Origin of the sequence: Thalassotalea crassostreae (assembly GCF_001831495.1) — a bacterium.
In the GTDB taxonomy this organism is placed as follows: Bacteria; Pseudomonadota; Gammaproteobacteria; order Enterobacterales; family Alteromonadaceae; genus Thalassotalea_A; species Thalassotalea_A crassostreae.
Window position 1 is genome coordinate 1,877,476 of the sequence record NZ_CP017689.1, and the last position, 18,109, is coordinate 1,895,584.

Annotated in this window: 13 protein-coding genes, 11 tRNA genes and 1 pseudogene; 19 read left to right on the plus strand and 6 right to left on the minus strand. The window is 38.7% G+C overall.

The window, feature by feature from the left end:
• Positions 1 to 68: 68 nt before the first annotated feature.
• Complete coding sequence (locus tag LT090_RS08045) at positions 69 to 1,325, minus strand: dipeptidase (protein ID WP_068546417.1); 1,257 nt, start codon at positions 1,323 to 1,325, stop codon at positions 69 to 71.
• Between the two features lie 161 nt (positions 1,326 to 1,486).
• On the opposite strand from LT090_RS08045, the gene LT090_RS08050 reads away from it, so the two are divergent.
• Complete coding sequence (locus LT090_RS08050) at positions 1,487 to 2,470, plus strand: helix-turn-helix domain-containing protein (RefSeq protein ID WP_157726624.1); 984 nt, start codon at positions 1,487 to 1,489, stop codon at positions 2,468 to 2,470.
• A 264-nt stretch (positions 2,471 to 2,734) separates the two neighbouring features.
• Here the strand turns inward: LT090_RS08050 and LT090_RS08055 are convergent.
• The 3 genes from LT090_RS08055 to LT090_RS08065 form a co-directional block, all read right to left on the minus strand.
• Positions 2,735 to 2,811 (minus strand) — tRNA-Met (locus LT090_RS08055).
• A gap of 39 nt (positions 2,812 to 2,850) precedes the next feature.
• Positions 2,851 to 2,927: transfer RNA gene (locus LT090_RS08060), tRNA-Met, on the minus strand.
• A gap of 62 nt (positions 2,928 to 2,989) precedes the next feature.
• Positions 2,990 to 3,066 (minus strand) — tRNA-Met (locus LT090_RS08065).
• 247 nt (positions 3,067 to 3,313) lie between these two features.
• Between LT090_RS08065 and rlmKL the strand changes: the two genes are divergently transcribed.
• From rlmKL to LT090_RS08085, 4 genes are read left to right on the plus strand one after another with little or no spacing between them, the layout of a single operon-like run.
• Complete coding sequence (gene rlmKL / locus LT090_RS08070) at positions 3,314 to 5,443, plus strand: bifunctional 23S rRNA (guanine(2069)-N(7))-methyltransferase RlmK/23S rRNA (guanine(2445)-N(2))-methyltransferase RlmL (protein WP_068546415.1); 2,130 nt, start codon at positions 3,314 to 3,316, stop codon at positions 5,441 to 5,443.
• A gap of 2 nt (positions 5,444 to 5,445) precedes the next feature.
• Positions 5,446 to 5,691, plus strand: a complete 246-nt coding sequence (locus tag LT090_RS08075) for a glutaredoxin family protein (protein ID WP_068546414.1) — start codon at positions 5,446 to 5,448, stop codon at positions 5,689 to 5,691.
• On the plus strand, positions 5,678 to 7,588 hold the full coding sequence (gene uup / locus LT090_RS08080; protein ID WP_068546413.1) for an ATP-binding cassette ATPase Uup: 1,911 nt from the start codon (positions 5,678 to 5,680) through the stop codon (positions 7,586 to 7,588). Before LT090_RS08075 ends, uup begins: the two co-directional genes overlap by 14 nt.
• The gene (locus LT090_RS08085; RefSeq protein WP_068546412.1) at positions 7,585 to 9,348 is read left to right on the plus strand and encodes a DUF3466 family protein; all 1,764 of its coding nucleotides are present in this window, start codon (positions 7,585 to 7,587) and stop codon (positions 9,346 to 9,348) included. The genes uup and LT090_RS08085 overlap by 4 nt, the downstream gene beginning before the upstream one ends.
• Before the next feature lie 148 nt (positions 9,349 to 9,496).
• Here LT090_RS08085 and LT090_RS08090 read toward each other — a convergent pair whose 3' ends face one another.
• Complete coding sequence (locus tag LT090_RS08090; RefSeq protein WP_068546411.1) at positions 9,497 to 10,309, minus strand: enoyl-CoA hydratase/isomerase family protein; 813 nt, start codon at positions 10,307 to 10,309, stop codon at positions 9,497 to 9,499.
• A 153-nt stretch (positions 10,310 to 10,462) separates the two neighbouring features.
• Between LT090_RS08090 and LT090_RS08095 the strand changes: the two genes are divergently transcribed.
• Positions 10,463 to 11,410 (plus strand): LysR family transcriptional regulator, encoded by a 948-nt coding sequence (locus tag LT090_RS08095; RefSeq protein WP_068546410.1) that lies wholly within the window; start codon positions 10,463 to 10,465, stop codon positions 11,408 to 11,410.
• 56 nt (positions 11,411 to 11,466) lie between these two features.
• Here LT090_RS08095 and fabA read toward each other — a convergent pair whose 3' ends face one another.
• Positions 11,467 to 11,982 (minus strand): 3-hydroxyacyl-[acyl-carrier-protein] dehydratase FabA, encoded by a 516-nt coding sequence (gene fabA / locus LT090_RS08100; RefSeq protein ID WP_068546409.1) that lies wholly within the window; start codon positions 11,980 to 11,982, stop codon positions 11,467 to 11,469.
• Positions 11,983 to 12,200: 218 nt separating this feature from the next.
• On the opposite strand from fabA, the gene LT090_RS08105 reads away from it, so the two are divergent.
• The 13 genes and pseudogenes from LT090_RS08105 to LT090_RS08165 all read left to right on the plus strand — a co-directional run bounded on the left by LT090_RS08105 (position 12,201) and on the right by LT090_RS08165 (position 18,062).
• The gene (locus tag LT090_RS08105) at positions 12,201 to 12,464 is read left to right on the plus strand and encodes a hypothetical protein (RefSeq protein ID WP_068546408.1); all 264 of its coding nucleotides are present in this window, start codon (positions 12,201 to 12,203) and stop codon (positions 12,462 to 12,464) included.
• A gap of 26 nt (positions 12,465 to 12,490) precedes the next feature.
• Positions 12,491 to 13,135, plus strand: coding sequence for a UvrY/SirA/GacA family response regulator transcription factor (uvrY, locus tag LT090_RS08110; RefSeq protein WP_068546407.1), 645 nt, complete (start codon positions 12,491 to 12,493; stop codon positions 13,133 to 13,135).
• A gap of 5 nt (positions 13,136 to 13,140) precedes the next feature.
• Positions 13,141 to 15,000: an excinuclease ABC subunit UvrC gene (uvrC, locus tag LT090_RS08115; RefSeq protein ID WP_068546406.1), complete on the plus strand. Its 1,860-nt coding sequence runs from the start codon at positions 13,141 to 13,143 to the stop codon at positions 14,998 to 15,000.
• Positions 15,001 to 15,138: 138 nt separating this feature from the next.
• Entirely contained in the window at positions 15,139 to 15,747 is a 609-nt protein-coding gene (gene pgsA, locus LT090_RS08120; protein WP_068546405.1) for a CDP-diacylglycerol--glycerol-3-phosphate 3-phosphatidyltransferase, read from the plus strand.
• A 142-nt stretch (positions 15,748 to 15,889) separates the two neighbouring features.
• Positions 15,890 to 15,965 (plus strand) — tRNA-Gly (locus LT090_RS08125).
• 41 nt (positions 15,966 to 16,006) lie between these two features.
• A tRNA-Cys gene (locus tag LT090_RS08130) sits at positions 16,007 to 16,080 on the plus strand.
• Between the two features lie 4 nt (positions 16,081 to 16,084).
• Positions 16,085 to 16,171: transfer RNA gene (locus LT090_RS08135), tRNA-Leu, on the plus strand.
• Positions 16,172 to 16,331: 160 nt separating this feature from the next.
• A tRNA-Gly gene (locus LT090_RS08140) sits at positions 16,332 to 16,407 on the plus strand.
• A gap of 28 nt (positions 16,408 to 16,435) precedes the next feature.
• Positions 16,436 to 16,511 (plus strand) — tRNA-Gly (locus LT090_RS08145).
• Between the two features lie 64 nt (positions 16,512 to 16,575).
• Positions 16,576 to 16,662: transfer RNA gene (locus tag LT090_RS08150), tRNA-Leu, on the plus strand.
• A 141-nt stretch (positions 16,663 to 16,803) separates the two neighbouring features.
• A tRNA-Gly gene (locus LT090_RS08155) sits at positions 16,804 to 16,879 on the plus strand.
• A 290-nt stretch (positions 16,880 to 17,169) separates the two neighbouring features.
• Positions 17,170 to 17,245, plus strand: a tRNA-Gly gene (locus LT090_RS08160).
• 160 nt (positions 17,246 to 17,405) lie between these two features.
• A pseudogene (locus LT090_RS08165) lies at positions 17,406 to 18,062 on the plus strand (DUF2959 family protein).
• The last annotated feature ends 47 nt before the right edge of the window (positions 18,063 to 18,109 follow it).

Sequence of the window (18,109 nt, forward strand, 5' to 3'; positions counted from 1 at the left end):
AATAAAAACAAAAGGGAAAATATAATTATTAAGGGCGACTCTGGCTTCGCCCTTAATTATGATTACGCTTACTTAGCCCAAACTTGGCCATAAAAGCGTTTTAAGTTCTCACCTAAGAAACCTGAAACTTCTTCTTTAGTCCAACCGTATACTTCTTCAAGAACGCGAGCAGCTCCCCACATTTCGCTCGGTTTACCCATGTGAGATGGTGTTGCATAACCCATTTCAATAGGAAAATCTTTCGGGTTGTTTAAGATCCAATGTAACGTATCACCGTAGTTCCAAACATAGTCTGAACCTGCACAAACGTGCTCTGGGCCTGTTAAGTTACGGATATATTCAGCATGTTTAGCAATACTAAATGGTGTTGCGTCTCCTTGTTCATTTAGGAAACCACCGATAAAGTTAATACATATTAGACCTCCACCTGCAGCAATTGCTTTAATTGCTTCATCAGATATACTACGGTCGATTCCTCGGATGGCTGTGGGATTAGAGTGTGATGCCATAATTGGTTTAGTACTTGCTATAGCTGCGTCAATACATGTTTTATTTGAAGAGTGAGAGCAATCAATGGCAATGCCTAAACGGTTCGCTTCTTTAAGTACAGCAAAACCAGCCTCTTGAACACCAGTGTCAGTTCCATCAGAGTTTGATACACCGCCGTCAGAATAAGGCGTATCCACGTTGTATGAGTACATTAATTGACGTAAACCTAGGTCGTAAAACTCATTTAAATTTTTCACAGCTTCTTTAGCGTCGCCTTCTTGGCTAAGTGGCATCATACCTTGGAAGTTATGGAAAATACCTAATTTACCTTCAGCTTTTGCGCGATCAAAATCTTCAATTGACTTTACTTGTAGGTACTTATCACTGTTTTCTTGCCAGTGCTTGTTTGTTGCAATCATGCGCTCACGGACAACTTCAGTTGTATCTGGTTTACCTGCATTTGTAACTGTGGCAGAAATAACATTAAATTTGTTGTCAATAGAATGTTGTGTACTTTCTTCGTACATTTCTGTACCAAAACCTGCAGGGAAGTTCGGCGCACCCACCCATAAGCTGTCAACAACCATGGTGTCTTTATAACGTGCCTTAATGTAATCGTCTTCTTTTTGTTGTTGCTCTGTACGAGGATTCGCTACTTCGATTAAGTATTCCACATAGCTGTCAAATTCTTGTTTATCAGTAGGGCGATCACGCATTTCAATCGTTGGTGCTGGCCCCATTGCCGATGGTTCGTTATTTACTGTTTCACTGTTTGCACTGCAAGCAAATAAAAGAGTAGTTAGCGTTGATGCTAAAACAGTTTTGTTTATGTTCATGGTATATCCTTAGAAAGTTAAAGATTGATTTAATATGGATATATAATAAGATAAAAATTTCAAAACAAGCTACCATTATGCGCCATTACGTTTTGTAACAAGAATGTTAATAGTGGTTACACTTAATTATAATCTACAAATACTTATAGAAAGGTTTACCTTTGCCAAAGATACATCTTGTAAGAGCTAAATTAATTCATCCGATTGTATCGGTAATGAAACAGTTAAATATTCCTGTTAGTGAAACATTGCAGCGGGCACATATTCCAATGCAAGTATTACAACAAGAAGAGTTGCTTATATCAGGAGTTGGGCTAAGACAGTTGATGGCAAACATCGAACGCGACTATAAGGTAAGTGGTTTGGGCTTTAAAATAATAGAAGTTGGTGGTTTGCAGCATCTGGACAATATTGTTGCTGAAACAAAGCAGCAAGCTTTAACCTTACTTGATGCATTAGAGGTATTTGTATCAAAAATTAATACGATTGTTAATGAAGCTGAAAATTGGATAGAAAAAACTCCAGAAGGAGCGTGGTTTTGCCATCAAATGACGGAACGAGTGCCGTTAGGTAAGCGCGTCATGGAGCAATATGTTATAGCTGTTATTATCGAGTTTGTGCGTTTATTTACAACTCCTGATTGGCGACCAACAATCATCTGCTATGAAGACGTAAATCCTGATATTGACTGCGCCGATTATGTTAAAGGGGCGCAAGTGTTTAGGGGGCAACCTTGCGTTAAAGTGTTTATCAAACAGGCCGACTTATTTCGGTTAAACCCGTACGACAACAATGAGAATCTTCCTAAATTATCTACCGTTGATATTGAGGATTTTTGCGATAGTGTTACTGTTTTGTTGTGGCCGCACTTTAAAAGAATAATACCAACCATAAATGATGCGGCGATAATTACTGGGTTAAGTAAAAGAACGTTGCAACGTAATCTTGCACAAAATAACATGACTTATAGGCAATTAATTCAAGATATGCGTTTTAGTATGGCTAAAAGATTACTAACTGAAGAACAACTGTCAATAAACCAAATTGCTGAGCGATTGGGTTATGTTAATCCAAATCATTTTACACGAGCGTTTAAACGATGGCAGGGAGAGTCACCAACTAAATTTCGGCAAAAGATAAAGTAGATAAAATGACCTTCGGGTTACGGAACTATAAAGGAATTAAGGGTTAGGGGATTTCTCAAACGCCAGATACGAAAAAAGACCTTCCGGTCTTTTTTTTCGTAGTTTGTTGAGAATTGGTTGCGGGAGCCCTTATGTTGTGAAGAGCGAACTGACGACCTTCGGGTTACGGAACTATAAAGGAATTAAGGGGTAGGGGATTTCTCAAACGCCAGAAACGAAAAAAGCCCATAAGGGCTTCTTTTTTCTTCGTAGTTTGTTGAAAATTGGTTGCGGGAGCCAGATTTGAACTGACGACCTTCGGGTTATGAGCCCGACGAGCTACCAGGCTGCTCCATCCCGCGTCCGTGGTTCTCTCAAACTAATTGTCATATTACAGAAATTGGTTGCGGGAGCCAGATTTGAACTGACGACCTTCGGGTTATGAGCCCGACGAGCTACCAGGCTGCTCCATCCCGCGCCTGTAATATGTTTGAATTCAGCTAATTTTCGCCTTAAATGTTAGACATTTAAAATGAGAATTGGTTGCGGGAGCCAGATTTGAACTGACGACCTTCGGGTTATGAGCCCGACGAGCTACCAGGCTGCTCCATCCCGCGCCTGAATTCGATGCGTACTATAAGGATTGGTCCTAATAATTGCAAGTACAATTATCATATTTCTTTAATTAATTTCATTATGTGAATGATTATTAAACAGTTGGTTTTTTTATGTACTCAATTTGTCTTCAAATTTTACATTTTTTTTAATAATTCGCTGATTTATTTAACTCTGTAAGTCATTGATGTAAGACAAATGGTTGTAGGTCGTTTATAATCTCGAGCAATAATTTCTTTGAGAATGCCCATGAATCAATTTTTAGCCTTAACGTCTTTTGGTATCGAACAACTTTTAGCGAATGAAATCACCGAAATTGGTGGTAGCGATGTCGTGCAACGTCCTGAAGGCGTTTACTTTTCAGCAGATTTCAAAACAGCGTACTTAATTTGTATAAAGTCTCGTTTAGCGAGTAGGGTACTGATCAGTATTTCTGAACCTTCACCAGTAAAAGATAAAGATGCTCTATATAAAGCGGCTAAAGAAATTGATTGGACCGAGCATTTTAATAGTGAAGACTTTTTTGCCGTAGATTTTGTTGGTAAGAATGAACATATTCGCGACTCTCAGTTCGGCGGTTTAACCGTTAAGGATGCCGTCGTTGATTGTTTTAGAGATGCTGGCCTAGATAGACCTTCTGTTGAAAAATACCAACCGGATATTCGCATTCAAGCTCGTTTACTTCGTAACGAAGTTAAGTTTTATATCGATTTTTCAGGACGTGCTTTATTTCAACGTGGCTACCGTGAAGGTACAGGGGCTGCGCCGATTAAAGAAAACTTGGCAGCAGCATTGGTTGTTAGAAGTGGCTGGTTAGACGATACCAGTAAACCATTAGTCGATCCTATGTGTGGTTCAGGTACTTTGTTACTTGAAGCTGTGTCGATGGCAGCAGGCATTAGTCCTGGTATTGATAGACAGCATTGGGGCTTTGAACGTTGGAAGCATCATCAACAAGGTGTATTCGAACAAGTTCTTAATGAACAGAAACAAATAAGTGACAAAAACCTAGAGCAATGTACTGCTAAAGTGTTTGGTTTTGATATCGATGGACGTGTACTTAAAAATGCTAAAGCAAACGCTAAAAGCGCTGGTTTAGGGCATTTAGTTGAATTTAAACAAGCACGTGCCGAAGAGTTAACCAATCAATTCGGTAAGGCTGGACAGATTTTATTTAACCCGCCATACGGTGAACGTTTAGGTACATTGCCTGAATTGGTCGCCACATTTACGGAATTAGGCAAAGCATTTAAACAGCACTTTTTAGATTGGAATGTTGGCTTGATCACTTCAAGCGTTGAAATGTTAGCGCTACTGAAATTGTCTGCGTACAAACGCTACAAATTTAAAAATGGACCGCTCGATTGTCAATTAGCGCTGTATCATATCGATCAGCAGCAACTTGACCGAACACCAGCTCAAGCTGACTTTAGCGGTAAGGAAAACTCTGCATTTGCTAACCGTCTTAAAAAGAACGTTAAAGCAATGAAGTCGTGGTTAAAGCAAAATAACGTTAATTGTTATCGAATTTATGACGCAGATATTCCTGAATATAACGTTGCTGTTGATGTATATGGCGACCATATTGTTATTTTTGAATATGCGCCACCTAAAGATATAGACGAAACTAAAGCCGCGTCTCGTTTGCAGGAAGTTGTTTATTTTGCGCCGCGTATACTAAATATAGAAACAGATAAAGTTAGTTTAAAGACTCGCTCTAAACAAAAGGGTAAGAATCAATACCAAGCGTTATCTAAATCTAAGAAAGCATTAACTGTTCAAGAGTATGATGCACTATTTAAAGTTAACCTTTGGGATTACCTTGATACCGGGTTGTTCTTAGATCACCGTAAAACGCGCCGAATTGTTGCTAAAAAATCTACGGGTAAATCGTTGTTGAATTTATTTGCTTATACGGGTTCTGTATCAGTGCAAGCTGCATTGGCAGGCGCAGAGAAAGTAACTACCGTCGATATGTCTAAAACATACTTAGATTGGGCACAAGATAACTTTGAACTTAATAAGTTACGTGGTCATAAGTATGAGTTTGTACAAGCAGATTGTTTACAGTGGTTAAACGAAAATCGTACACAATATGATGTTGTGTTTATTGACCCTCCGACGTTTTCTAACTCTAAGCGCATGGATAAAACGTTTGATGTGCAGCGTGATCATATTGATTTGTTAACGATTGGAATGAAGTCGGTCGCGGATAACGGCGAGTTGGTTTTTACTAACAACAAACGTGGTTTTAAAATGGATTTCGAAGCACTGGAGCGATTAGGATTAAACGCTGAGTGTTTAACTGAAGTCACTCGAGATTTCGATTTTAAACGCAATAAACATATCCATAATAGCTGGGTGATCACTCGCAAGTAATTATGGAAAATGTAATTTATAATCTTTACGGTACTGAAGGTTGTCATCTGTGCGATGATGCCGAGCTTCTGTGCCAACAACTTCTAAATAAAGATGACTATCGTAATGTAGATATCGTCAGTGACGATACTCTAGTAGAACTTTATTCGACAAGTATTCCTGTGCTGGAGCATATCGAAAGTCACACAGCGCTTTATTGGCCATTTAATCTACAACAACTACAAGAGTTTATTCGTGGAACTAATTAGAATCACCAATGCTGAACTCGCTTTTGGCGAAGGCAAAATATTAGACAATACAGAATTAAGAATTAAAACCGGTGAACGGGTTTGTTTAGTTGGCCGAAATGGTGCCGGCAAATCATCTTTAATGAAAATATTGATGAGAATGCAAAACTTAGATGACGGCCAACTTGTGATCTCAAATGATGTACAAGTGGCAATGCTTGCGCAAGATCCTCCGCAATCCTCCGATCAAACCATTTTCAATTACGTAGCCGATGGTTTGAAAGCAAATGGAGAATTGATCAGACAGTATCATGAAATCATTCACCTTGTTGCTGAAGATCCGAGTGAAGCTAACCTTGAAAAGATGTCACGTGTGCAAACTCAGTTAGAGCAAAATAATGCGTGGGATGACGAGCAGAGAATCGAACAGGTTTTAAGTAAATTATCATTAGACGCTGATCAAAACATAGGCGAACTGTCAGGTGGTTGGCGCCGTAAGATTGCGTTAGCACAGGCGTTAGTAACCAATCCTGATGTATTGCTTCTTGATGAGCCGACTAACCATTTGGATATTGAGAGTGTGCTTTGGCTAGAAGGATTTTTAAAACAATACAGTGGAACGATTGTATTTATTTCCCATGATAGGGCGTTTATACGTTCGTTATCGACGCGTATTGTAGATTTAGACCGAGGCAAACTAACAAGTTACCCAGGCGACTATGATAAATATCTCGAACAAAAAGAGCATGATTTACAAGTTGAAGAGCAGCAGAATCAGCTTTTTGATAAACGCTTAGCGGAAGAAGAAGTATGGATCCGTCAAGGCATTAAAGCGCGTCGTACACGTAATGAAGGCCGTGTTCGTTCATTAGAAAAATTAAGATTAGAACGTAAAGCACGACGTGACGTTAAGAAGCAGGGCGAAATGGTATTGTCGCAGGGCGAGCGCAGCGGCAAATTAGTGTTCGAATGTTTTAATTTAAATATGTCGTTTAACGATAAAACCATTATTGATGATCTAGATCTATTGATAAATCGTGGCGATAGATTGGCACTCATTGGTGCTAACGGTACTGGTAAATCAACATTATTAAAATTAATTACTGAGCAATTAGTACAAACTTCTGGCAAGATGCGTCATGGCGTTAACTTAGAAGTAGCTTACTTTGACCAGCATAGAGCGCAGCTTGACGTCGATATGACTGTTCAAGATGCGGTTTCTGATGGTAAGCAAGAAGTGGCGGTTAATGGTAAAACTCGTCACGTGTTAGGTTATTTACAAGACTTTTTGTTTAGCCCTAAACGCGCGCGCACTCCCGTTAGAGCGCTAAGTGGTGGGGAACGCAACCGTTTATTGCTAGCAAAATTATTTTTGAAACCGAGTAATCTACTTATTCTCGATGAGCCTACTAATGATTTGGATATAGAAACCTTAGAATTGTTAGAAATGGTTGTAGGTAATTACCCAGGTACGGTACTATTGGTGAGTCATGATCGTGATTTTGTAAATAATTGCGTAAATAGTTGTCTTTATTTCAATGGAAGTGGTCAAATAGAACAAATTGTTGGTGGCTATTCAGATGTTGAAGATTATTTGGCGTATAAAGCGGAACAAAAGAAACAATTTGACGTCAAACCGAAAGCACCAGAAAAAATTGTAGAAAAAACACAGAATAATAAATCGAAATTGTCGTATAAGGAAAAGCGTGAATTTGAATTATTACCGGCTCTAGTTGAAGAATTAGAAAATAAGATTGATGAACTACAACAAGAAGTAAATAGTGCTGAATTTTTTAGTAAAGACAGTGACTACACTAAAAATGTATTATCGAATTTAGAAAAAGCCGAAAATGACTTAGAAACAGCGTATGACCGTTGGCAAGAACTAGAAGAACTTCAAGAGAAAAGTAGTAAATGAGAAGCTTGATAAAAACAACATTAGCACTGAGCATTACAGCAACATTATTATCACCAAGTGCTAATGCAGCAACATATAGCGTACAAGATTTAGGTTTAATTGATAAAGTTAAACATATATATGGTATTGAATACAATAACTTAGGCCAAGTTGTTTTGTCTGGAAATACCACCTATAACTTCCCTGTTCAGTTTGAAAATCTAGATTTAGATGAAGATAATTATGACGATATCATTAACTTTTCTGAGCGCTATGACGAGTCTTACTTCTATTTAGAAGAGATAAAGGGTGATCAAAAAGATATGTTGCGCGCAGGTCAACCTGACGCAAACGCGTTAGAGTGGACCAAACTTTGGTTAACAACGCGAAATACTGAATATCAACAAGTTGGTGATGCTCAAGTTTACCTGTTTGATGGCCAAACTACTGAAGAATTTATCGTTTACGACCAGGTGATTCCTGGCACTGACCAACTTACCCGTTCGGTAAGAGATTTACCTAAAGGTATAACCGATGATGGTTGGATCTATGGTTCATCGCCAGCACCAGCAATGCCTTTGGAACCTTTTGTTGATGACGAAGGCGACACTTACGTCCATTGGATACGTGAATTCAATCAACGCGCTTGGGTAAGTATTAATGGAGCACCTGTTGTTAGTATCATGCCTCCCGAAGCAACTTATGGTGGCTTATCTGCGATAAATGATTTGAGTAACGGTATCGCTGTTGGTTCAGCGAGTTTCGAAATGAATCCAGAAATTTTGAAAGAAATCACCGACGAAGATGAAGAGTGTTATAAACAAACAGGAGATGGTGATCCTGACGACCCTGGTAATATGCCATTAGAAGCGTGTATTTCAATATTTCGTGCTAATTTATATAATGCTCAGGCTTATAAGTGGACTTTAGATGCAAGTGGTAATGTCATTGATACTGAGGTACTTGGTACAGGTATCGTAAATCAAGACAAAGATGACGAACGCGTATTTAGAAGTGAAGCAGTTAGTATCAACAGTTCAGGCATTGCAGTCGGAATGTCACATTTTTGGTGGGATGAAGACGAAACTACGCCAAGTGAAAATGAACGTGTTGGCCTGTTTGCGGCGATATTTGCCGATGGTAAGGTATACGATTTTACTGACCGAGACGATTGGAGCCAATCTAGAGCCGTTAAGATTAGTGATCAGGGCATCATGATTGGTTTGGCTTATAGTCGTACCATTTATCCATACCCTTCAAAGTTTTATTACGTTGATGTGAATAAAACACCGTTTGAGCCAATTTATCCTGATGACTTTTTCAACTCGTCTAACAGTGAACCATTTGATATTAATAATAATGGTAAAATAGTTGGTCGTGGTGAGCACAATACTGACAGTAACCCTCGTCGTCATCATGGTTTTGTTTATGATATTGAGACGGACGTGTTTGCCGATGTTAATGACTTATTAAGTTGTGAAGATCAGTTAGCCTATACCATTATCGAAGCACGAAGCATAAACGATAGCGATCAAATTCTTGGTACAGCATGGTACACAGAAACAAGACGTGATTCAAAAGGTGAACTAATTTACGATGAAAATGGTGAGCCAGTAATCGAAAACGTATTACGAGCTGTTTATCTTGATCCCATTGCCGAAGGCGAGATTGAAGATTGTGGTGAAGAACTTGAAGAAAACGTTGAACGTAAAGGCGCAAGCTTTGGACTTCTTGGTATCTTTGCCTTTATGGTCGCAGGTTGGAGAAGACGTTTAAGTTAATAGTTATTGAGAAAACTACTAAACACTAACTCTATCGATAAAGTAAAAAGGAAGCATAAGCTTCCTTTTTTGTTTTATGGATGAATGTAAACTGAAATTCTAAAGGTCACGCAATGCCTAGAGATTATTAATTGGTACTATATAATTTCTACACAGACAGTTCGTTTGCAGTATCAACAAAAATCCCCTGAATGTCGTTTGCTTCTCGTTCAGTTTGGCCGCCATGCTTTAAAAATGCTGCGATTATCATTTGAGTTTTTTCTTCTTTAGCTCTGTCTAAAAAGTATCGCAACTCTAATTCAGCGCCAACATTTTCGTCAACTATAGAAGCGGCAATGATTTCTTTATACATGACAATATCGCGTACTTCCCATGCCGTAACCGTTGATAGTAGCTGTTCTAAGAAACGTTCCATGTCATTTTTAGCAACGTACTGAGTAATGATGTTTAATCTCTCTGCTTGCTGCGGAGTAAAATCGGCACCAGTTAATAATGCTTGTAGAGCTTTACCTTTGCCTAAACGACGAGCAAATTGCACCGCACCTTGGCCGCCAGTTGGAATATTTATAAATAGCTCTGGTTGTGCAAACGCTGAATTTTCTGTGCCATAGGCTAAATCACAGGCCATAACAAACTCATTACCGCCGCCTCGAGCAACACCATCAACAATAGCGATTGAAAGCTGCTTCATCGCTTTGATGTTAGCTATCATGTGATTAAACTCTATAGAAGCCGCTTGTCCACCTTGTGTTCCATTTATAACGTTAAGATCAAGATGAGCAATAAAAAACGCGTGATGGAATGATTTAAACACCACAGCTTTTGTTTCTCTGTCATCCTTTAACGATAAAATGAACTGGTTTAACTCGTTGATCAGATCAATTGTTAAAATATTTACTGGTGGATTTTTAATTAAAACCGTTGCGATACCTGCTTCTTTAGTGATGATTAATTTGTTCATTGTCGATTCCTCTCTATTTAAAACACGTAACTCGGTATTGGTCACGTCAACTTTATGGTGCTAATTTAATCTGTTTGTTAGTATAGATAAACAGACTAAAGAGAATTATAATGTTTCCATAATGGAAACAATAAAACAGAGAATAGGTGTTTTATGGATCTTGCTAGTCGATTGTTACTATTGTTAGAGGTGTCAGAATTGGGCAGTTTTACAAAAGTAGCAGAGCATAGAAATGTCAATCGGTCTGCTATTTCAAAACAAATTGTTCGGCTTGAACAAGAGTTAGGTGTGCAACTCCTTAATCGGACAACACGTGCATTATCATTAACGGTTGCCGGAACCGAAATGGTTAGCCAGGCAATTCATTTAAGAGACTTACTGAATAACTCAATACGTTTAGCTGAAAATTATCACAGTGAACCAAGAGGTGAGCTGAAAATCTCCAGTTCGACGTTATTTGGTCGTCAATACGTGCAACAAGCGATATTAAAGTTTCAAGTGTTATATCCGGATATTAGAGTTGAGTTGCTTTTAGAAGATAGAATGGTCGATATAGTTGGAGAGGGCTTTGATCTAGGTTTTCGTATTGGCAAACCTAAAGAATCTAATCTCATGTCTAAGCAGATCGCGAGAAATCGTTTATTGATAGTAGCTGCGCCAGAGTTTATAGAAAAATATGGCTTAGCGACAACCATCCCTAAATTAGAGAATATGCCTGCAGTAGTATATTCAGCTCAGGGGTTGTTGATTGACAGATTCCAATATTTAGACAATTCAGGTAATGAAGAGTATTTTCAATTGAATCCTAGTTACAAGGTTAATGATGTTGAAATGCTTATTAATACAGTGCTTGATGGAAATATGTTGACGGTAATAACTGCGCAAATGGTTGAAAATGAGATATTGGAAGGAAAGCTTGTTCCTATCATGACCCACATAAATTTAACGGATTATGGTACGTTTTATGCGGTTTACCCACATCGAAATGCACCGTTAAAAACCAAATTGTTCTTAGATACTATCAAAGAAATCGTCGGTGAAAATGTTCCAATTTGGGAAACTAGAATTCCGAACTTTGATAAAATGTACGGACGTAGTTAGCTGCGCATAAAAAAGGGAAGCATTAGCTTCCCTTAATCATTCAATATTTTAGCAGTTTAGAATTTGCTAGTATCTTCAAACAGACCAACTTTAAGATCAGTTGCTTGATAGATTACACGGCCATCAACTTCTACAGTACCATCAGCTAAACCCATAAACAGTTTACGCTTGATAACACGTTTTAAATCGATACGGTAAGTCACTTTGCTTGCCGTTGGTAGAATTTGACCAGTGAATTTAACTTCACCTACACCTAACGCTCTGCCTAAACCAGGGCCGCCAGACCATGCTAAGAAAAAGCCAACTAATTGCCACATAGCATCAAGACCAAGACAACCAGGCATTACTGGGTCACCTTTAAAGTGACAATCAAAGAACCAAAGATCTGGGTTGATATCTAATTCAGCAATGATTTCGCCTTTACCATATTTACCACCTTCATCGGTGATTTTAATAATACGGTCCATCATTAACATATTGTCAGAAGGAAGTTTTGAATTACCCGGACCGAATAATTCACCTGTACCAGCTTGGATCAAGCCAGCTTTATCGTATGAGTTTTTTTGTTCCATGAGTCTTTTTTCTCAATTTAAGTAAAGACGGTTGCTATTTGTACGGTCGTCTATATAAAAAATTTTTCATATATAAATAAACGTATTATTTTAGCAAAATTCTAGGGTGTGTACTTTAGCGAACACTTGTACACTAAACAACTTATTTTTAAATAAATTGCAATTAATTAAGTTATGCGTAACCATAACCAAATAAATAATAACTATAAGTTAACGCAATGAATGATAAGCCTAGCAAAAAAATCGCATTAACCAATGCCGAAAAGCAAAAAAGATACAGAGATAAACAAAAAGACCAGGGTAAGAAAGAAGTTAGAGGTTATTTATCTAATGAAGCCATGGAGTGTTACGAGAAGATATGCTCGCAAACGGATTGGACCGATAGCACCGTTCTTTCTAATGCCATTCGAATTACCTATGCTGCGTATAAAAATGGACAGATTGGTTTATTGAATCGTTGGTTAAACGAAAATAAACTTTAAGCAATAATAAAAATAAGGAATAGACAATGATCAAAGTGTTATTAGTGGATGATCATGATTTGGTAAGAATGGGCGTGAGTCGATTGCTGGCCGATGCTAAAGGTATTGAAGTTGTTGCTGAAGTTGCTACCGGTGAGGAAGCGATAAGTTATTGTAAAGAACAAAGCGTTGATGTTGTTCTTATGGATATGAATATGCCAGGTATTGGCGGTATGGAAGCGACTAAACGAATTATACGTTATCACCCTGACATTAAAATAATCGTGTTAACCGTACATGTAGAAGAGCCATTTCCAACTAAAGTAATGCAAATTGGCGCTTCAGGCTTTTTAACTAAAAATGCGGGTCCTGAACAAATGGTCCATGCGATAAAAGCGGTAAAAGCAGGGCAACGATACCTGACACCGGAAATCGCCCAACAGATGGCGTTAAGTCAATTTAATGCGCCGGATGAATCACCGTTTGCAAGTTTATCTGAACGAGAGCTACAAATCATGATGATGATCACCCGAGGTGAAAAGGTGGTCGACATTTCTAAACAATTGAACTTGAGTAGCAAAACAATTAATAGCTATCGCTACCGCATGTTTGAAAAGCTATCGATTAGCAATGATGTAGAATTAACCCATTTAGCGATTCGTTACGGAATGTTAAATAGCGAAAGCATTTAGTTAATATGAACGAAACTGAAAACAAATCAGCGATAGATCCTAAGACGGTCTTTGACCATCAAGGGTTCTTAAAGTCTGTTACCGCGCAAAGCGGTGTATATCGAATGTACGATGAACAACAGACAATCATTTATGTTGGTAAAGCAAAAGATCTAAAAAAACGTTTATCAAGCTATTTTAGAAAAGATCTAGGAAGCGTTAAAACACAAGCATTAGTAAATCAAATTCAAGCGATAGATGTCACTGTTACTCATACTGAAGGCGAAGCGCTAATTCTTGAAAACAACTACATTAAGAAGTATCAGCCTAAATACAATATCTTATTACGAGACGACAAATCCTATCCATACCTTGTCATCACCGATCATAAGCACCCTAAACTTGGCGCTCATCGAGGTGGAAAGCGAATTAAGGGTGAGTATTTTGGCCCATTCCCAACGGCAGGAGCAGTATGGGAAAGTTTGCGCTTAATGCAAAAGCTATTTCCGATAAGGCAGTGCGAAGATAGTTATTATCGCGCACGTTCTCGCCCTTGTTTGCAATATCAACTTAAACGTTGCAGTGCGCCTTGTGTCGATAAAATATCAGAACAAGATTACAAACAACAAGTAAACCTTGCTCGAATGTTTTTACAAGGCAAAAACGAACAAGTGATTTCAACGTTAGTTTCTAAGATGGAACAAGCAAGTGTCGGTTTAGAATTTGAGCAAGCGGCCAACTTTCGTGATCAAATAGCAACGCTTAGAAAAGTTCAACAACAACAGTTTGTCACGGGTATTACTGCTGAATTAGATGTGGTTGGTTTTTATCGTTTAAAGAACCAAGCTTGTATCCATCTACTGTTTGTTCGCGATCAAAAGATTTTGGGTAGTAAGAGTTATTTCCCTAATATTCCTGCACAAACTAGTGATGAAGAGATAGTGCAAGCTTTTATCAGTCAGCATTATCTCGGTCAAGCAGTTGAGCAAAGCCATATAGCGAAAGAAATCGTATTGCCAATAGCAATAGAGTCTCAAGCTGAATTAGCTAAGCTGCTGAGTGAGCAGGCGGAGCATGACGTGAAGTTATCAGTCAATGTTCGCAGTGAACGCTCACGTTATTTAAAACTTGCTACGACTAATGCTGAGAACGCATTAAATGTGAAAAACGCTCATAAAGAATCGATGCAAGCTCGTTTTGCAGAATTACATAAAGTGTTTGAGTTAACCCAACCGATCGAAAGAATTGAATGTTTTGATATCAGTCATACCATGGGGCAACAAACAATTGCTTCTTGCGTGGTATTTAATACAGAAGGGCCGTTAAAAAGTGACTACCGTCGTTACAACGTCGTTGGCATCACCCCTGGAGATGATTATGCGGCCATGTCGTTTGCGTTAAATAAACGCTACGGCAAAGTGAAAGATGGCGAGAATATGCCTGACATTATCTTTATAGATGGTGGTAAAGGGCAGTTAGCGAGAGCTGAAGCTTTTTTTGCCGAATCGAGCTTGACCAAAACACCGATGTTAATTGGTGTTGCTAAAGGTGAGTCACGTAAACCAGGATTAGAAACCCTAATAATGGCAGGGTCGCATCAATTAATTTCGTTACCAGCAACATCTGGCGCTTTGCATTTGGTGCAACACGTTAGAGATGAGTCTCATCGCTTTGCTATTGCAGGTCATAGAGCAAAGCGCGGTAAGGTGGCGAAAAAATCTACGATAGAAGATATACCAGGCATTGGAGCAAAAAAACGACAAGCACTTTTAAAGTACTTAGGTGGCTTACAAGAAGTGAAAAAAGCCAGTGTTGATGAATTAACTAAGGTGCCAGGGATCAGTACTGAGCTCGCCAAAACAATTCATCAACATTTTCAAGCGTAAGTAAAATAAGCTGTATACGTTGATAATAAAAAAAAGTGTATCAAATAGAATTTATATCGTTTCATCTGCGTGACATATGAAATCTATCAAGTACAATAAAACCAAAATAAAAAGCTATTAAGGCTAGTTGTAAAATTTATGTGGACAATTCCTAACCAAGTAACATTATTTCGGATTATTTTAATCCCAGTCTTCATCGTTGTGTATTACATGCATGACATGATGCCCGACTTATTTTCCAAGAACTGGTCAAATTTTGCTGCGTTTGGTGTTTTTTGGGTTGCATCAGTTAGTGATGCGCTAGATGGTTATTTAGCAAGACGATTAAAACAATCAAGTCGTTTTGGTGCTTTTATGGACCCCGTAGCTGATAAATTAATGGTAACAATCGCATTAGTTTTGATTGTTTCAGAATATCGCAATATATGGGTAACTATTCCTGCTGTAATTATGATTGCTCGAGAAATTGTTATTTCTGCGCTGCGAGAGTTTATGGCAGACCTTGGCAAAAGAGGGGATGTTGCTGTTTCTGAATTAGGAAAATGGAAAACTGCCGCTCAGATGTTAGCGTTGATGGGATTAATATGGCAGCCAAACTATCCAATTCCTTTAATTTTGTTTGATTTGCCAGCTGATGTGATCATTTGGGCAGCATGGATGTTTTATTTTTTCGCAACGGTATTCGCTTTTGTGTCAATGTTTCAATATCTTAAAGCTTCTTGGCCACAATTGTCGGGTAAAAAGTAACCAAACAATTACAGAAATTAGCTAAAAATGCAGCAGATTAGTTGAATTTTGAGCAAACAGAAAAAAATTGATATTTAAGTGTTGACTCATCAATAGAACGATGTAGAATGCACATCCGTTGACAAGGAGTCAACATTGGAAAGCGGCTGTAGCTCAGCTGGTAGAGCATCACGTTGCCAACGTGAATGTCACGAGTTCGAGTCTCGTTAGCCGCTCCAAATTTCTAAGGAAGTACATCACCAGCTTGACGATGAAAATTGGCGGGTTGGCAGAGTGGCTATGCAGCGGATTGCAAATCCGTGGACCTCGGTTCGACTCCGGGACCCGCCTCCACTTTGCCCGGGTGGTGGAATTGGTAGACACAAGGGATTTAAAATCCCTCGTCTTAACGGACGTGCCGGTTCAAGTCCGGCCCCGGGTACCATTTTCATCGTACACGTTTGGGGTGTTAGAAAAGAAAATCCCGCGCAAATCCATTTAGGAAGAGCGTACCGCTAGGCACGGATAAGGGTACCTTACAAAGGCAAGTAAGGGTTGTAAGAAAAAAATCTATTATTTATAATAGTTAGGTAAAACTAAATGAAGCGGCTGTAGCTCAGCTGGTAGAGCATCACGTTGCCAACGTGAATGTCACGAGTTCGAGTCTCGTTAGCCGCTCCAATTTAGATTTTGCAATAGATTATATGAAGCGGCTGTAGCTCAGCTGGTAGAGCATCACGTTGCCAACGTGAATGTCACGAGTTCGAGTCTCGTTAGCCGCTCCAATCTACATTTTGCTACTTGTTCATTGAGAAATGAAAGGCATAACTCTTATCATGAGAGCACAGTGCCCGGGTGGTGGAATTGGTAGACACAAGGGATTTAAAATCCCTCGTCTTAACGGACGTGCCGGTTCAAGTCCGGCCCCGGGTACCATTTTATGGTGTTCGCCTTAATCAGGATTTAAAATCCCTCGTACTCTTTATACCGAGACGTGGTGATTCAAGTCCAGTTTCAGGTAACATTCATGGTATTAACCATTTCATCAATGTACAAAAAGCAAAGGCTCTATATGAAGCGGCTGTAGCTCAGTTGGTAGAGCATCACGTTGCCAACGTGAATGTCACGAGTTCGAGTCTCGTTAGCCGCTCCAATTTCTTTGTTTTACAATTCCAATTAAATTATAGAATTTAAATATCAGTCATAAATTATTTAGCGACTGAAATTTGTGATCTTGTGATTTAAAATCCCTCGTATTCTTTATACCGAGACGTGGTTGTTCAAGTCCGGCCCCGGGTACCATTTTATGGTGTTCGCCTTAATCAGGATTTAAAATCCCTCGTACTCTTTATACCGAGACGTGGTGATTCAAGTCCAGCTTCAGGTAACATTCATGGTATTAACCATTTCATCAATGTACAAAAAGCAAAGGCTCTATATGAAGCGGCTGTAGCTCAGCTGGTAGAGCATCACGTTGCCAACGTGAATGTCACGAGTTCGAGTCTCGTTAGCCGCTCCAATTTCTTTGTTTTACAATTCTTTTATTAAACCTAATCAATGACACAATGTTATTGCTCATACCCGTTTTTATTCGAACAATATATTCGCTTAGCGTTTGTTAAATCCAGATAAGTTTCATATTCTTTATAACTATCGAACTAAAACAATAGTTAATAATTATGCCGTTCAAACCTCTGTTCAAAACCGTTTTAATTTTATTGTCTATTTCTATCGCTGGTTGTCAGTCGAGCTATTACTCTGTCATGGAAATGATGGGCTATCATAAACGAGATATCATGGTAGAACGTGTTGAAGACGCCCAGCAGTCTCAACAAGACGCACAAAAGCAATTTCAATCGGCATAGGAACAGTTATCAGAGCTTATTCAGTTTGAAGGGGGCGATCTTGAACAGCAATATGAAGAAACTAAAGATAACTACGAGGCCAGCCAAGAAGCGGCAGATGAAGTTGAAGAACGAATAGATGACATTGAAGATGTTGCTATTGCTTTATTTATTGAATGGCAAGATGAAATTGAACAATACACGAATAAAGATTTAAAACGTCGAAGCGAAAAGCAATTAGCCACTACCAAACATGATTACGAGCAGTTGATACGCAGTATGGATAAGGCTCATTCAAGAATGGAACCTGTTTTAGCGGCGCTAAAAGATAATACACTGTACCTAAAACACAATTTAAATGCACAAGCTATTGGTGCAATAGCCGATGAATTTGAAACCATAAAGCGAGATATAACCGTTTTAATGTCGGTTATGAATAAGGCAATAGAAGATTCTGAGTCATTTATTAAAATGTTAGAGAAAAAGCGCTAATAAAGGATTGTTGTTTGTGCCACAGCCTCTATAATCATTTAAACTTT

Bases quoted from the DNA above. Each gene is read 5' to 3' on its own strand.
- LT090_RS08045 (WP_068546417.1), bottom strand. From the start codon at position 1,325: ATGAACATAAACAAAACTGTTTTAGCATCAACGCTAACTACTCTTTTA.
- rlmKL (WP_068546415.1), top strand. From the start codon at position 3,314: ATGAATCAATTTTTAGCCTTAACGTCTTTTGGTATCGAACAACTTTTA.
- LT090_RS08075 (WP_068546414.1), top strand. From the start codon at position 5,446: ATGGAAAATGTAATTTATAATCTTTACGGTACTGAAGGTTGTCATCTG.
- LT090_RS08085 (WP_068546412.1), top strand. From the start codon at position 7,585: ATGAGAAGCTTGATAAAAACAACATTAGCACTGAGCATTACAGCAACA.
- LT090_RS08090 (WP_068546411.1), bottom strand. From the start codon at position 10,309: ATGAACAAATTAATCATCACTAAAGAAGCAGGTATCGCAACGGTTTTA.
- LT090_RS08095 (WP_068546410.1), top strand. From the start codon at position 10,463: ATGGATCTTGCTAGTCGATTGTTACTATTGTTAGAGGTGTCAGAATTG.
- fabA (WP_068546409.1), bottom strand. From the start codon at position 11,982: ATGGAACAAAAAAACTCATACGATAAAGCTGGCTTGATCCAAGCTGGT.
- LT090_RS08105 (WP_068546408.1), top strand. From the start codon at position 12,201: ATGAATGATAAGCCTAGCAAAAAAATCGCATTAACCAATGCCGAAAAG.
- uvrY (WP_068546407.1), top strand. From the start codon at position 12,491: ATGATCAAAGTGTTATTAGTGGATGATCATGATTTGGTAAGAATGGGC.
- uvrC (WP_068546406.1), top strand. From the start codon at position 13,141: ATGAACGAAACTGAAAACAAATCAGCGATAGATCCTAAGACGGTCTTT.
- pgsA (WP_068546405.1), top strand. From the start codon at position 15,139: ATGTGGACAATTCCTAACCAAGTAACATTATTTCGGATTATTTTAATC.